The organism is Paenibacillus sp. DP01 (assembly GCF_044784315.1).
GTDB classification, from domain to species: domain Bacteria; phylum Bacillota; class Bacilli; order Paenibacillales; family Paenibacillaceae; genus Paenibacillus; species Paenibacillus polymyxa.
On sequence record NZ_CP173059.1, the window covers coordinates 2,480,525 to 2,497,500 of the forward strand.

Consider the following 16,976-nt stretch of genomic DNA (forward strand, 5'->3'; position numbering starts at 1 on the left):
TTATGCATTATAGGGATGCACAGCCCGATGATCCTGTGATTTCGGAGCTGAGCCACAAAATTGACGACAACCGGGTTGTGTTACGCTGGCAGTGGCCTGAAGGCGTAGCCGTGGTCTATATTGCCAAACAATCAGCTGATACAGGTGCGAATGGACAGAATGAAGCACCGATTTCTGGACTGAAGCTTTATACACGCGAGGAATATAAAGCCGCTGGCAGCTATCGTGACCGAATTGAAGGCATTGGACGTGTGCGGTATACCGTGTATCCAGCTGTTCGGGAGGCTGGTGAAACCTTTGTAATCCGCCAGCAAGACGGAGCCAACCAACTGGAGTTGAGCACAGGTAGGGCTAAAATCAAATATGCGGTTCACCATAAAAAAAGCTGGTTTCGCAGTCGCAAAACAGTCCAGATTCAGGTGACAGCCGAAGTTCCTGTTCCGCAGGAGGCGCTTTGCTACGTGAAGAAGCGCGGTGGCTATCCGGCAGACCGGGACGATGGAACCTTGTATGCGTTCACGGCACCCTTTGCCGCAGGACGGAATGTTTTACCCGCTATTGAAGTGGGGGGAGATGAGTATGTGCGGCTGTTTTTTACGGACGGTCAGAAGTATGGCACGATATATGAATTAGTCCCTGAATGAAAGGAGGCCACAACCGATGAGTTTTCTTAGCAATTTATTTAGAAGAAAGCCACAGGCCGAGCCACGGCCGTTATTCTATGATATTGTGTGCCCTTATTGCTTTAGTAAATTTTCACCAGAGGAAGTGGTATTCCGTGCTTCTCATCACCGCGAAGATGATGAGGATTACGCTTTGGGTGAAGATGAGCTGTTGAACAAATATCGGGAGCGTTTTGGCTTGGATAGTGTGCATGATATGGAGGCAATTCTTCATCCCTATGATGTACCTGAGGAGCATCGCTTGTATTCAGATCATGTGCTGACAGGTCTGACGGACCGTTACGGTGAGCTGACGCGTCACCGACTGTGTCCACACTGCCATAACGAGCTGCCTGTAACTGCAGGCAAGGTGCCGAGTAATATCATTTCGATTATTGGAGCTTCACAGGCGGGGAAATCTGTATATATGACCTCCCTGATTCACACGCTGCAGCATGTGACGGCCGATCATTTTGACGCGGCTTGCATGCCGCTCAATGCAGAGATCAGCCGCAAGTTCCGAACGATGTATGAGGAACCACTGTTTGAACGTGGCGATCTGCTTACATCGACGCAAAAAGAAAAGATGCAGGAGCCTTTTATTTTCCAGTTTATATTTAAGGATGAGGAAAAGCCACCACTGACTTTGGTATTTTTTGATGTAGCTGGTGAGGGGATGGTCGATCAGGACTATCTGGGACTGCATGGACAGCATATTAAAAATTCTGCGGGTATTCTTTTTATGGTCGATCCACTGCAAATCCGTTCTATCCGGGAACGTATTAAGATTAATCTTGGCGATAAGCCTGGTGAATGGGTCTCGCAATATGATGAGCCGCGTGATGTCGTACTTACGATGTTCGGTGACTTTATCGCATACCAGGAAAAAGGCAAGACGGACATTCCAACCGCTGTGGTCCTGACCAAAAGCGACATGCTTACTGCGCTGGCAGATGAAGAAGGCACTTATATCAAGACGAACAGCAATATTTTTAATCCAATGGAACATCGCAAATACATGGATTTGGATGAGTTCTCGAACATTGATGGCGAAGTTCGGCGCTTTATCGAGAAGGTGGATAAGCCTTTCAAGGGCACAATGGATGTATATTTTACAGATACAGCCTATTTCGCGGTTTCTGCTCTAGGTAGCAATCCGGTGGAGCAAAAGCTGCAAGGGTTGGTTAGTCCGATCCGTGTAGATGAGCCATTCATTTGGCTGCTATACAAGTTGAAGTACATCGAGGGGAGAGAATCACAGTGAGTTATCCTACCTCTCGTATGATACAGCAGCAGATGTACACACGGGAACGGCGTGGTATTTTCCGTTCTACCGAAGGCTTTGATACCGTGGCTAATTCCAAAGGACTGGATACTTCATTTATTAAAAAGGTGTTGCATCCTTTATGTGTGTATGATGCGCCTGCGGCATTGACAGCGCGTGGTGAGAAGCAGGAGAGTGTCTATCCAGAAGCTTTACATCTGGTACGGACAGAGTCCGGGGATGTAGTGCTCGGACGCAGTATTTATAAAGCAGCGGATTTCACTGGGCTGCGGAGCGCTTTTTTTACGCATAACTATGTGATTCCGGCCGGACATGGTGAGTCTCCATCTGATTATAAGCAGTGGCTGAACACTTCGTTTGTCGATACCTATGATATTGAGCAGGGAACGGAATTACCGGAATTAGAGCGTCTACCAGGTGGAAGTGTATTTCCCGCTGTTGACCCGTCTGCAGTACTGGCTCAATTGCAGCTGAGCGAAGAAGTGTTCAAGCAGCTCTTGTACGCAGTCATGATGTCAGCCGCGGGTCGCAAAAAGGTATATGTAGCGCTGAATGTGCCAGCAGAAGTGGTAGCATCCTCAGCCAAGCAACTGCTGGGTGTGTTGTACGCGGCACTGCCTTATGCATTTCGCAACAGACTCGGATTTCTTACATATGCGCAGGAACCGAACAGCAGAAAAGGCATTCACTTAATGTTTGTTGAGCCTTTCAGCTTGCGTCCCGGTGATCGGAATGTAGAAAAGGACTTTGTATTTGACCTCTCTAACAATAGTCGAATACTGAATGTGGATGCAGAACAGGTGAAACAGCCTTATTTTGACTGGATTGTCCGTACGCTATTGAATGGCGGGGCTGCGGACGATTTTCTCAAATTTGCCGAGCAAATGCTGACAGGCATGGAGGCAGGACGTGAACTAATGCCTTCCAGCTATCATGAGCTCATTACGCTGTACAGAATTGAACAGGGAGAGCGGTCATTATACAACGAGCAGCGAATCACTGTGTTACGAAGCTTGACTGATTATTTATCGCCATCTGATGCGCTACCACGTAAAATGCGGCTGAATGATCTGTTTCTTTCATTTTTTGATCATGAGTTTGATCGGGTGAAGGATGGACATATTCCAGATGTAGGGCTGGTCGATTGCTTCAAGGACTATTATAAAGTTCATGCACGCAGCAGCGAAAATCGGCTGGTAGAATATTTAATCCGTTCGCTAAACAATGCTTATACTGCCAGGAATACGGAAGCAGTCACATATATTTATCATACGATTGAAGAGAATCCGTCATTAGGCAAGGTCTATTTTACGAAAGTACTGGGTAATCCGGCACTCACCAAAATGCTGTTCATTCCCTACATGGACAGTCAGATGAAAAGAACGCCTGATGTAAAGGGCCTGTTGGCCGTGGTGCATGAATGGGGCAGTCGGTATATCGAAGTGTCGGCGAATGCCGACTTTCAGCTTTTGGCCGAATCTGCATTGATGGGCAAGCTACGTGCTGAGAGAAAGCCGGTAGAGGCTGTGGCTGCCATTCACGAACGCTTGCGTCAATGGGACAGTAGTTCTGCCGTGGGCACACTGTCCCCGCTGGAGCAATCTGGATTGACAGAGCGCTTACGGGAAGCAGCGGATCGGTATTTGCTCACTGAAGTAGAGCTTAAAGAAATTTCACCTGATCAGGTCGTACAGATTCCGTTTTTCACACGGCCCGATTTGGTACAGTGGGTTGGAAAGTTGCCTGCTCCTCTCAAGGGACAAGCCGTGCGATTGATTGCGGCTTATGATTGGTTTAACACGGAGGACCCGGAACCATCGGTGCTAGACGGTCTGGAGCCAAGCGAAGTAGAAAAGGTGCAAGATTGGGCTTATGGTTGGCTGCCCCAGCAGCTTGCAGAAGGCCATTTTGCCCGTCTGTTGCCAGCTTTCTATCGTTCTGATGGTACTGGCGAGGGAATACTGGATTTTGCTCGCCTGGTCAGTTCGATCCGCAAATGGGCGAAGGATAACGATACGATGTACCGCTTTATCCGCTGGTCGGAGGAACACGCTGAGTTTGCTACTCCACGTGGTGGTTTTGAGCCAGCCTATCGGCGTGCGTTGCTTTTATTCTTCCAAAAGGAAGGACGAGAGGGACTGCATAAAAAGACGCTTTGGCGTCAATATTTTGAATCTGCTAAGCCTGTGTTTAAAAATTTCTATTTGGCAGCAAAGCGTGAGACAGATACGCCTTTGGTCAAAACGCTTCGTCGTTTCCGCAAAGGCGGGGTGATTTCCGGGATCGTATTAATCATTATTGCAGGTACATTAGGCGGCCTGAAAGCAACCGGGGTAATCGGATCTGTTGACACACCAACGCCTGCCGCTGCTCCAAAGCCTGTACAACAGCCAGTAGAGCCTATAGTGCCGGTAAAAGAGGAGCCTACTGCAATAGTGACACATGTACCTAATACCAAGTCCACTACGAAAATGGTCAAGCTGTTGTTTGCGTTTCAAACATCGGCAGAGCAGGCAGAATTTAAGCCTAAAAAACTCGTCATTGTCGGCGCGGATCAACAGGAGCACTCATACGAAAATTTTACGCTTGCTGAACAGAATGATAAGGAAGCAGCCAGTAAAGCTAACAATGGTTCGTCCGGTGACGTTAACACTGAGGGAGCTACCACCAAAAGTAAGACAGCAGACAGAGAATCCACAGGTGGTGGTTCTACAGATCTGAACGGTACATCCAGCGGAAAAACCGCTGATCAGACTGGAGCAGTGACAGACAACACAGATGGAGGCGCGACTTCAGAGATATCAACTGAGGGTAGCGGTATAGCAACTGATAAAACCACGACCAGCACGTCCGATAATGGTACAGGAATAACGGAATATGACCTCGACAAGTATCCTTATCGTACGTTGTTGACCATTTGGCAACGGCTAGAGCTAAATGATGCTAGCACGGTTACCGTTGATGGGAAAGATTATCCGCTAGTTCAAGTGAAAACTGCGGACTAAGCAACTATAGACAGTAAAAAGACGGGTTCCTTTCAGGGCCTGTTTTTTTGCTATGTATAAGTATATATAGAATGTATTCGTTATTTTGAAACTGGCTGTATTTAATAGACGATCATTTTACGAAGGTATTGACACCAAATAGGCGGCTGATTAAAATTAGTTGGAATTCAAACTATTAAAATTCGATAGATATGGAGGTTAGCAGTAAAATGGGAAGTGAGGTGTACCCCGTTTGTCTTCCATGGGAGGAAGAGAGCACGATGTATTTAATTAAATGGATTTTCACCACCGTCCGGCGTGAGATTGAAACAGCACTGCGCCCTTTGGGGCTTACCTCCCCACAATCGCAGACGCTCTATATACTGGCGATGTCGCCTGGAGTCACCAATACGGATTTGGAAAAGCTATTGCTTATTGATAAATCAAGTGTTACCAGCCTGGTTAACGGGATCGTTAAGAAAAACTGGGCAGTACGCCAAAGTCATCCGGAAGATGCGCGAATGAAGCAAATCTATTTGACCGAGGAAGGCTTGGAGATTCACAAGGTAGCCGAACGTACCATTGAGCAAATTAAAAGCTCCGTAGGCAAAACGTTATCTGTCGGAGAGTCAGAGGCGCTGCGCGGTTTGCTCAAAAAAATTCTTCACGATTACCGTCCTGCGAATACCTGCGTTTGAACGGATAAATAGAAAAATGTGCCCGGATGGGGAATCCATAAGCTATAAAAAGTCACCTAGATAAGGTGTTAACAGGAGAGGGAGAAACCAAATGATAAAAGAACAAACTTATCCCAATGCGGATAAGCTTATGCGTGTTTTGGCCTTCACACTTGTTTTTTCAGTGATGAACGCTTTTATGTTTAATGTAGTAATGCCTGTGATCCGGGAGGAATTTCATATTAGTGCCTCCGATGTAAGCTGGCTGCTGACGGGTTATATGATCGTGTATGCGGTTGGCTCGGTGACCTACGGTAAGCTGGCAGATAAGTATCGTCTCAAGGATTTGCTGACATTTGGGATTATCTTTTTTGCACTAGGCTCGCTTATTGGGCTGTTGGCCAATCAATTTTGGATGTTAATTGTAGCTCGTTTGCTTCAGGCCACAGGGGCTGCTGTTATTCCGGCAACTGCTATGATTGTTCCTGTTCGTTATTTCTCGGCTGAAAAAAGAGGGCGAGCTTTGGGCGTCACAGCAATCGGCTTAGCATTAGGCACTGCACTGGCTCCTATTATTTCTGGTTTGATTACAGGCTTTGCGAGCTGGCGTTTTCTGTTCGTCATTTCCATGCTGCCACTGATCGCTTTGCCGTTCTTTCGCAAATACTTGGACGATCAGCGAGGAGAGGATCAGAAGTTTGATTTTCTGGGTGGATTATTGCTGGGTGGAACAGTGGCCTTCTTGTTGCTTTCCATTTCACAAGCCAATATGTTATTTTTTCTGATCGGTGTGGTTTTATTTGGACTGTTTATATGGCGCATTAATACTGCCCACGATCCGTTCATCCAGCCGAAGCTGTTCCGTAACAAGCAATATTCATATGGGCTTCTTATCGCTTTTTTAGGGACGGGGATTAGCTTTGGATTGCCTTACTTGGCACCACAGTTTCTGAATAGTCTCAACCAGCTTACACCAGCAACGATTGGACTGATTATGTTTCCCGCTGCTATTGCGTCAGCTCTATTAGGAAAAAAAGGGGGGCGCTTGGCCGATAGCAAAGGGAATTCAGTTCTGGTGTATACAGCCGTATCGCTATTATTTATCTGCTTTATCAGCTTGTCCACGTTTGTAGGTGCGTCTCCGTATCTGATTTTGTTTTTGCTTATTTTCGGGAATGTAGGTCAGACCTTTATGCAGATTGCCATGTCCAACACAATTTCTCGTACTTTGTCGAAAGATCAGATTGGTGTTGGAATGGGGCTGTTATCTCTGTTGAATTTCATTGCCGGGGCGATCACAACAAGTATTTTGGGCAAAACGTTAGATAGTTCCTCGTCCTTTCATTTGAATCCTGTTGTATCTAATGTCCAGGTGTTCAATTTTAGCAATATATTTACGGTGCTTGCGCTGATTGCACTTGTGACGATGGGGCTTTATGCGTTGCAGTTCCGGCGAGGGGCACGTGGCAATAGGCCTGCTGTCGAATAAGGATAAACATTTTATGTAAGCTCATGCCATAACAAGGGTATAATATAGAAGGAGAAATTTTCTATGGAAGGACGGAGTGCCCAGCATGACAAGAAACCTTCAATATGTACCCTATGGTTATGAACCACCAATCGAAACCTACAAAGGGACTATGGTCTACTATGATACGTTTGAGCAGACTACAGCCAGTGAGCTGGAGCTTTTTGCCGAAACGGGGGCTGCACTATCTTTTACAAAGTTGGTGCTGTATCCACTACATGAAGAAACCGTCAGAAGAATGTGGAAGCAGCCAGTACGCTCGTATTATAAGCGGGTCGACGAGCTGGGAGAGTGGCAGCGAGAGCAGGCTTTGAGTGCTGTTGTGATTGAGAACTGGGAAGGTAAGCGAAAAAAGTATACGCCGATTGAAGCAGCCATTCGTTTTTTGGCGGAAAAGTATGCAACTCCGCTTTTTTTGTATATGAGTCCTGAAACTGCTAATTTGTGCGCTTCCTATGTATCCTTTGGAGAATGGATTAGAAACGTCAGGTTGGTGCTTTCGAGTGAACCCTTGGAACTTCATCCTAAGCTAGTACAGTACCGTAATCGCTGGAACACGGTAAAAGAAGCAACAAACCGCGACTCCAAGGTTGACAAAGAGGAGCATGAATTATAGAATAGAACTAATCGTAAAAATTACTATTGTAATTGTATACCATGTATTCCAATTGAGGAGGAAGAACAAATGCGCGTTATTGTTACCTTGGCATGCACCGAATCCGGTGATCGCAACTATACAACAACCAAGAACAAAAGAAATCATCCGGAGCGTATTGAAATGAGAAAATACTCTCCGCGTTTGAAAAAGTACACGATTCATCGTGAAACTAGATAATTTGTGGTTTGCTGCATAGCAACCTAAATGATTCTGCTTCGTGAGCGGAGCCTGTTAAGTTTGCATAAAGCCTATGTTATGGAACCGGCGAAAACTTGAATTAGTCCAGTGGACAGAGTGTCCAAAGTTAAAGCTAGCACCTAAGAGGACGGCTTCTTTTCATGGTTGTTTGATAGATGCTAAGCTACATGGCACGCTTTGCCTTTTGAATCGATAGCACGGGGCCACCGAGTTCTCCTATGCTGATGTCAGCATGCAGGACGAGCCGGAGAACCATTCACAATATGCTTATATAACGATGGAGGCTAACGAAAGATACGGAGCGTTCGTGTAATGGGCGATGCAATATATACGGCATCGTTCGCTTGTCGTTTACGACCTTGAGCGCAACTGTTACGATCTGTCGTCTTTTTTTCTGAGACATAACCGCTCTTTTTGCTAACTGATGGAGCATTGCTGCAGTACGTTTGAGTTTGAAACTAAAACTACATGAAAGATTAGGTGAAACAAATGAAAAAAGATATTCATCCAACATTGAATAAAGTTATCTTTTTAGACCCTAGCTGTGGATTCTCTTTCCTGAGTGCTTCCACTAAGTATTCGCAAGAAACGATGGAATGGGAAGATGGCAACACATACCCAGTTATCCGTGTAGATACTAGCTCCGCTTCCCACCCGTTCTTCACTGGTAAACAAAGAAACGTGGATATCGGTGGACGTGTGGATCGCTTTAACAAAAAATACAACCTTAAGTAAGACTCTTCGAAAGCTAGGTTTACGGATTATGTTGATAATTCGTAAACCTAGCTTTTTTGTTATCTACGGACTAGTTACGTCCGAAAACAATGCGAATAACAAATGTATTTTGCGCCTCAAATGTAACACTCTTTTACTAGCTTTAAGTAAGCTTAATCAAGTAACCCGATTTGTCATTGCCATGTGGATCACTTCTCCTCTGGAAAAAGCCGTAGATCGCATCACGCACGTTTTGCTCAAACTGCACGTTGTTCCAATCCCAACACTGTTAATCGGTACCGCTTATCCTGATTGTTTGATAACATGCTCATTTTGCAAGTGCCAAAGTGTAATAAGAACATGAAAGCAGCAGTTTCCCCGGAACGGTACGAGAAGTTGCTGCTTTCCAATGTAAAATGAACGCGCACAATTGTCGACAATGCTAATCTTGGCAAACTAATCATTTTATAATGTAATTCTATACTTCGAATAAGATTGTCTTACTTAAAAATAATTGCAGGTATCTAGCCTGCGATTATTTTTTTATAGAAAAAGAGTCGCGGTTAAGAGAGGATTTCGATAAATCACACGCGGAAATGAGTTATTTGAAGAATAGAGTTGGGGACTTAATGCAACTAGCATCATTATAATAACTTTTGTTCAGAATTGGTTCAGAGCTTTCATATATATTAATTGAAACGACATAAATCACTTTTTTTCGACAAATATATGAATAAAAATTAATATAAACGCATTATTTATCGATAAATTCAGTGAACAGGCTTTATTAATTTTGAATTATGTAAAAACATTTCGAAGATCGAATAGGATCGTTTTACTCAAAAGTAAAATTAGGAGGTACAACCATTGAAGGTTTATTCACTTAAGTGGGCAGCCGCTCTTGTTGCTCTTCAGGCGACGTTTGGTACTTCTGCTTACGCTGCAACGCCTGCCGATAATTTGTTTTCAGATACATCCTATGTGACGACGAGTGATAAAATGGCAGCCATCCAAGAAGCTGTACGCCAGGGGCTTTTATCGGGAGATCCTCAAGGAACCTTTCGCCCTGCAGCAACATTAACTCGTCAGGAACTGGCAGTATTATTGGTCAGAGCTTTAAAATTGGACCCTGTTTCGAGTTCTTCTACTTTTAAAGATGTGCAAAGTAAACAATTTGCTGCGCCATATATAGAGGCCGCACAAAAAGCTGGATTTCTATCCGGGGATGGATTAGGGAATTTCCGTCCGAACGATCCTGTTACACGTGAAGAGCTGGCAGCCGTGTTTGTTCGTGCAGTTGGAGGGGTTAATGCAGAGGGCGGATCAAGCATTTTGCCCAAAGATCAGTCCTTGGTAAGCCAATGGGCGGCTGGATCGGTAGATACGGCACTTCGTCTGGGCTTAATTGACATTCATGACAGCAAGCTCAATCCCACAGGTGAAGTAAAAAGGGAGGATATTGCTCCTTTTCTCTTGGATATTTTCAAAACTCAAGAGCAAACAGCTACGATCAATAGCATTGATGGAGACATTGTAACGATTGATAATGTTCCTTATTTAATAGAAGGAAAGTTGAAAGAGTTGATCGGAAACTCCAATAAAGATGCGTTAAAAGGAGCTATATTAAAGTTTAATTCGCGCAATCGTAATGTGGACGGGCTGCAACAATTGGAGATCGTGCAAAAAGATGTTGTGTTAAACACCAATGGTCTACCGGAAAGCAGTCTGCTTCGAATTTCAGGTGATGGTGTTCAGATTAAAGGAGATATCAAAGGAGTAATCGAGCTTAACGACGGTGTCTCTAATACCCAACTGAATGGAAATGCAAACCATCTTATTGTGAATTCCAACAATGGTATTTCTATTAAAGGAACAGGGACAATTGGGGAGCTTAAAGTTGCCAACGCAAATGCTAAAGTGACATTGAACCCGAATTTTAAAGTTGAAATGATTCAGCTGCCTAAAGATGTATCTGTTTCACAAGTTATCCAAAATTACAACGAAGTACAAAAACAGATTGGAAAAATTCAGTCGGCTGACGGGACGGTTCATGAAGCGACTACAGCTACGTCGAGTAGCGTGACATTTTCCTCTGGAGGTGGAACTTCAACAAACTCAGTGACTAACCATGCGCCAAGCGTTACTACTGGGTTTACTGATACTACGTTAAGTACAGCAGATGAGCCTAAAAAGATTAATCTGGCAAATAGTTTTACTGATGCTGATGGAGACACTCTGACTTACACAGCAGAATCTTCTGCCACGAACGTAGCGAGGGTATCAGTGAACGGAAGTCAGCTGACTCTCACACCGGTGAGTGCAGGAACAACCAATGTCACGGTTACAGCGAACGACGGCAAGGGCGGGACCATAAACAGCCAGTTCAACGTGACAATCACACCGGTGATCCCCGAAGCCGTGAGCCATGCCCCGACGGTGGAAACGTCGATCAACAATGTAACGACAGGAGCCGCAGACGGCATCAAGACGTTGAGCCTTGCAGATGTGTTCGCAGATGAAGACAGCGACGCGCTGACATTCACTGCAACTTCGACGAATGTGGGTGTGACTACAGTAGCGGTAAACGGAAGCGATCTGAAAATAACGCCAGTGAACGCGGGTACAGCCGCGATTACGGTAACGGCAGATGACGGAAACGGCGGCACAGTGGATACGCAGTTCAACGTGACGATCACACCGGTGATTCCGGAAGCTGTGAACCATGCGCCGACGGTGGAAGCTTCGATCAGCAATGTAACGACAGGAGCCGCAGACGGCATCAAGACCGTGAGCCTTGCAGGTGTGTTCGCAGATGAAGACAGCGATGCGCTGACATACACTGCAACTTCGACAGATACAGGCGTGGCGACAGTAGCGGTAAACGGAAGCGATCTGAAAATAACGCCAGTGAACGCGGGTACAGCCACGATTACGGTAACGGCAAATGACGGAAACGGCGGCACAGTGGATACGCAGTTCAACGTGACGATCACACCGGTGATTCCCGAAGCTGTGAACCATGCGCCGACGGTGGAAACGTCGATCAGCAATGTAACGACAGGAGTCGCAGACGGCATCAAAACGGTGAGCCTTGCAGGTGTGTTCGCAGATGAAGACAGTGACGTACTGACATACACCGCAACTACAACAGATACGGGCGTAGTGACGGTAGCGGTAAACGGAGGCGATCTGAAAATAACGCCAGTGAACGCGGGTACAGCCACGATTACGGTAACGGCAAATGACGGAAACGGTGGCACGGTGGATACGAATTTCACTCTAACGGTGACTCCTCCACCCGCTGTTAATCATGCTCCTGTTGTTCAAAGCGCGATTAATGATATTTCTACAGAAGCGGGTGCTATGGACACAACTATCGGACTTGCTTCAACTTTTGCAGATGAAGATTTGGACTTGCTAACGTATTCTGCTGATTCATCGAACCCTGGCGTAGCAATGGTTTCCGTTACAGGCGATCAACTGATTATTACTCCGCTAGCAGTCGGGAGTGCTACAGTAACAGTCACCGCAGATGATGGAAAGGGGGGAACCGTTCAAACGATCTTCCAAGTCACTGTTGGAGAAAAGAAAGGACTTTTCTTCTCCGAGTTGGCATGGGGGGAGGGCGACCCTATGATGCAGATTATTGAGCTTTATAATGCGGGTTCAGAGAGATTGGATGCTTCAAAAATTAGAATTGAACGCAGTAACGGTGGAAATTCGATTGAGATAAGTCAAGACGCTGGTGCTTTTATTCCAGGTGGAGCTACTTTTGTGATAGGAGATACCATGTATTTTGGTGATGCACATGTAGATTACTTCACGGATATGGGATTTTATAACGATGATTCAGCACCTGTCACTCTATCGCTCTATTACGATAATCAGTTGATTGATACGGCGGTGTTTCAGCCTCATACCACTATAGCTAGACAATCCGGTGTTACCCATGGAAATGCAGGCCACTACGAGGAAAGTGAATGGATTGATGAAGGAATCGATTATACGGATAATATCGGTATCTTTAGCAGCGAGGCGCCATAATGAATAAAAAGAATAGAGGGAACATCATGAGTTCTAAACCTAATAAATGGCTGATTACATTAGCCTTAGCTGCACTTGTTGCTCCAACAGCCTTGCAGACGATTGCATCTGCTGCCAGTGATGCATCAAACGGAGCAGCTCTGGCCAGCCTGCCTTTTAAAGACATCAATAATGTTGCTTCTAAGCAAAAGACAAGCATCCTCCAAGCCATTGAAGCTGGGCTTCTGCGTGGAGACCCATCCGGATCTTATCGGCCAACGGATTTGTTGACTCGTCAAGAAATGGCGGTTCTATTAACTCAAGCTCTGCAACTCTCTATTTCTAAAGCAGCAACCAGCAGCTTTGCGGATGTAGACTCGAAAAGTTGGTCTAGTCCCTATATTGAGGCTGTACACCGTGCAGGACTCATGAATGGAGACGACGGTAACAAATTCAGACCCAAAGCGGTAGTGACCAGAGAGGAGGCGGCAGTACTGCTTATGCGGGCCGCCGGGCTTCCTATCACAGCTGACGCCACGGAGTCTGCTAAACTTACTGATTGGAATCGGGTTAGCCCGTGGGCACGGCCTTACGTAAATACGGCTTTACAGTCGGGTTCCATGGGGACGAATCAATCCGCTTTCAAACCTAAATCGTCTGTTCAACGTCAAGATATAGCCCAGTATATGATGTCTACCTTTTTCCCTAAGGACCATGTTGTCCAACTCCAAAAAGTGGAGGATGGAAAGGCTTGGATTAACGGGATTGAATATAAACTTTCGGATTCAGTTAAAGGAATCTTGCAAACCTCTAACCAGGAGATTCTCAAAGGAGCAGATATTCAATTTGTAGCATCACAGCGGACCATTGAATCGATCACCAAACTAGTCATCCATGCGAGCGGGCAAGCCCCGATAGGGCAAGCTTCCGAATTCAGTGGTAATCTTGTATTAGACGGTCATAACTCTACGATTGACGGAGATTTAACTATTGACGGTGATTACATTTCAGTTATGAATTTGAATGTCAAAAATAGCTTTACAGTTACGTCAAGCCTTGGACATGATTTCTATGCCTCTAAATTTACGGTACAAGGAAAAACATATATTCAGGGTGGTGACCAGAACACCGTATTATTTGATGCATCTGAGCTGAAGGATGTCGAGGTTTCCAAACAGGATGTCCACGTTGTCATTCAAGGAAATTCGACGGTGGATCAAATGACGTTGACTTCCAATGCAACAATTGAAAATGATTCATCCTCAACGATACTGCAGTTGAATGTTCTTGCCGGTGCACAGCAGGTAGAGCTACAGGGGACTATTCAGCAATTGTCGGTCAACAGCGATCGGTCCGTAGCTCTGACAGGCCAAGCCTCTATTAATACAGTGACTGTGAACAGTTCCTCTCCAGTCAGTCTGGAGGTAGCTGGAACCATTTCAAATTTACAAGTAAATAACTCTGCAGCAAATATTAGTGTAACCTCCTCCAGCCAAGTCACGAATACTTCATTTGCAGCAGGTGTGTCCTCTTCGACGGTATCAGGAGTCACTACAACTTCTTCTGGCAGCTCGCGTTCTACGGTTGTGACCAATACAGCGCCGAAGTTAGTGACCAAATATGACGATCAGGCCGTAACGGTGGGCGATTCTGAACTTCAAATTGACTTGCTTGGTCATTTTACGGACGAGGAGCAGTCCGAGCTCAAATATACGGCACTGTCGTCTAGTACAAAAATCAGTACAGTTCGAGTAGAGGGAACAAATCTATTTATTAAGGCTGTTGGCAAAGGGACTGCAACTATTACGATTGCCGCCGATGACCAGGCCGGGAAAAAAGCGGGAACGAATTTCAAAGTTCGTGTCAATGAATCTCCAGTTTCATCGGGTATCCCTGATCAAAGCAAGCAGTTGGGGAGCGGCGACGTAAACTTATCTTTGGGATCGTTTTTTACGGATTCTGAAAATGATCCCATGACCTATGAGGTTGCGATCGATGATTCTTCCATTGCCACCTTTACCCTGACTGGTGATCAATTGGTATTAACTCCGGCAACTGTAGGACATGCCCAAGTTACCGTCAAGGCATCCGATGGTCGTGGAGGCAGCGCAAGCCAGTCGTTTCAATTGGCGGTAACTGCAGTACCTAATCAAAATCCGGTTGTAAATCAGAAGCCAGGCAACCAAACGCTTACTGTTGGCGATGCGGACTACATCCTGGATTTATCCCCGGTATTCCTTGATCCGGATAGCAATCCACTAACCATATCGGCAGAATCCTCGGATCCATCCATTGCGACGGTCTCTGTTAACGGAAACCAGGCTACGGTTCATGCGGTTTCCTCAGGAACAGCAAACATCCAGCTAAAAGCGGCAAATGGCCTTGGAGGCAAGGTTAAGACCAATTTTGATATTACCGTTAATGAACCTCCGGCATCCTTGGGAATTCCGGATCAAACGAAACAAATCAATTCAGGCGACATTCAATTATCTTTAAACAACTTCTTTACCGACCATGAGCAGGATACGTTATCATACAGCATTGATATTTCCGATTCTTCGGTTGCGACTGCAGTGTTGAATGGGGACACGCTTACCATTACACCATTAAAGATTGGCAGCACAGCAGTATCCGTTAAAGCATCTGATGTCCATGGAGGCAGCACAAGCCAGTCATTCCAAATGGAAGTAACCGCTGTTCCTAACCAAAAACCGGTTATAGATCAGAAGCCTGATAATCAGACACTGATTTTAGGCAATGCAGATTATATCCTGGATTTATCTTCTGTATTTCACGATCCCGATGGCGATCCTGTGGATGTTTCGGTAGAATCGTCGAATTCATCAGTTGCTGCTGTATCCGTTAACGGAAACCAAGTCACCGTCCATGCAATTTCTTCAGGAACAGCAACGATTCAGCTTAAAGCAGAAGATGGTCGCGGGGGCGAGGTCACTACTGATTTTGATGTTACTGTCAATGAATCCCCAGTTTCGTCAGGGATTCCGGACCAGATAAAAGAAATAAATACAGGCGATATTCAATTGTCCTTAAACGATTTCTTCTCCAGTCCTGATAGCGATATTTTAACTTACGATGTTAGTGTTTCTGACTCGACTGTTGTGACGGCTGACGTTTATGGGGATATGCTCACTCTTACACCGTTAACGATCGGTAGCACATTAGTATCGATCAAAGCAACAGATGACCGGGGAGGGCAAGTGATCGAAACTTTTAAAACCACCGTCACAGCTGGAACTCCGGAGAATCAGAATCCAGTAGAAACTAAACCTGCCGACCAGTCGCTTACTATAGGTGGTGAGGTTTACTCACTCGATTTAGGTTCCGTTTTTACTGATCCTGATGGGGATACGTTGACCTTTAAGGCAACCTCTTCCGATCCGTCCGTTGCTTCGGCGGAAATCGCTGGAGCTCAATTGAAAATTCAGGCACTAAGTGCAGGAACGACGAGCATAGAAATCACAGCTATGGATGGTCGTGGAGGGGAAACCTCAACCAGCTTCCAGGTCAGCGTCCAATCATCCGGCTTGCCTAACCCGTCTTCTAATCAGCCGCCTCAAGTAGATGCGGTCATTTATGAACAAGTGTTGACTGCAGGAGTTACGAATGCAAGAAGCTACGACTTATCTCAATTGTTCAGTGATGCTGACGGGGATGCCTTGACGTTTACTTCTACTGTTGAATCAAGCGGTATGGTAAATGCAGAGGTTAACGGATCAACGCTGACTCTTACTCCAGGTAATCAGGCAGGAAGTACCAAGGTAACGATTACTGCGGATGATGGGCATGGCGGAAAAGCCACCTATAATTTTCAGGTAACGAATGCCCCTCTTGCAACGAATGGAATTATTCAAATCCGGACTAAGCAAGGGGTCAAAGATCCGATTACTTATGACATGTCAACAGTGTTCCCAGGTGAAACTTCATTTAAAGTCTATTCGGGTACGGCAGATTCTACCTTTACTGGACCAACCCCTCTTAATGGGACGGTTTGGACGTGGAACGGGGGTGTTTTTCAATACTTCTGGGTAATCGGAGCAAACGGATCTGCTACTGTATTTCAAGTGATCTCAAATCCTCAAGGACCGGAGGAACTGTATTTTTCTCAGTATCTATCCTTGGATAAAACCCGTACTGCCATTGAGCTGTTTTACAATCCGGTAGGAGATACTTCTAAGCCTATAGAAAATGCAGGATACTCACTTGAGATTCATCAATACAATTTAGCT

At 45.5% G+C, this 16,976-nt stretch carries 10 protein-coding genes (1 of these 10 cut by a window edge); all 10 read left to right on the plus strand.

Annotated features, from left to right (window positions below):
* Positions 1-2 precede the first annotated feature (2 nt).
* Entirely contained in the window at positions 3-644 is a 642-nt protein-coding gene (locus tag ACH59B_RS11260; RefSeq protein ID WP_250247250.1) for a beta-mannanase, read from the plus strand.
* A gap of 16 nt (positions 645-660) precedes the next feature.
* Positions 661-1,926: a hypothetical protein gene (locus tag ACH59B_RS11265; RefSeq protein WP_404303762.1), complete on the plus strand. Its 1,266-nt coding sequence runs from the start codon at positions 661-663 to the stop codon at positions 1,924-1,926.
* Positions 1,923-4,952: a hypothetical protein gene (locus ACH59B_RS11270; protein ID WP_017428408.1), complete on the plus strand. Its 3,030-nt coding sequence runs from the start codon at positions 1,923-1,925 to the stop codon at positions 4,950-4,952. Before ACH59B_RS11265 ends, ACH59B_RS11270 begins: the two co-directional genes overlap by 4 nt.
* A 209-nt stretch (positions 4,953-5,161) precedes the next feature.
* Positions 5,162-5,629 (plus strand): MarR family winged helix-turn-helix transcriptional regulator, encoded by a 468-nt coding sequence (locus ACH59B_RS11275; RefSeq protein WP_016821155.1) that lies wholly within the window; start codon positions 5,162-5,164, stop codon positions 5,627-5,629.
* 91 nt (positions 5,630-5,720) lie between these two features.
* Entirely contained in the window at positions 5,721-7,097 is a 1,377-nt protein-coding gene (locus ACH59B_RS11280; protein ID WP_017428409.1) for an MFS transporter, read from the plus strand.
* An 85-nt stretch (positions 7,098-7,182) separates the two neighbouring features.
* Positions 7,183-7,752 carry a hypothetical protein gene (locus ACH59B_RS11285; RefSeq protein WP_017428410.1) on the plus strand — a complete coding sequence of 190 codons (570 nt, stop codon included), beginning with the start codon at positions 7,183-7,185 and terminating at the stop codon, positions 7,750-7,752.
* 69 nt (positions 7,753-7,821) lie between these two features.
* On the plus strand, positions 7,822-7,971 hold the full coding sequence (gene rpmG, locus ACH59B_RS11290) for a 50S ribosomal protein L33 (RefSeq protein WP_013370941.1): 150 nt from the start codon (positions 7,822-7,824) through the stop codon (positions 7,969-7,971).
* Positions 7,972-8,481: 510 nt separating this feature from the next.
* Positions 8,482-8,727 (plus strand): type B 50S ribosomal protein L31, encoded by a 246-nt coding sequence (locus ACH59B_RS11295; protein WP_016821159.1) that lies wholly within the window; start codon positions 8,482-8,484, stop codon positions 8,725-8,727.
* A gap of 846 nt (positions 8,728-9,573) precedes the next feature.
* Positions 9,574-12,750 carry an S-layer homology domain-containing protein gene (locus ACH59B_RS11300; RefSeq protein WP_404303766.1) on the plus strand — a complete coding sequence of 1,059 codons (3,177 nt, stop codon included), beginning with the start codon at positions 9,574-9,576 and terminating at the stop codon, positions 12,748-12,750.
* Positions 12,751-12,776: 26 nt separating this feature from the next.
* Positions 12,777-16,976: the 5' portion of an S-layer homology domain-containing protein gene (locus ACH59B_RS11305; RefSeq protein WP_404303768.1), read on the plus strand. 360 nt of this gene lie beyond the right edge of the window; the window shows 4,200 of its 4,560 coding nt (coding positions 1-4,200); the start codon lies at positions 12,777-12,779; the stop codon falls past the right edge of the window.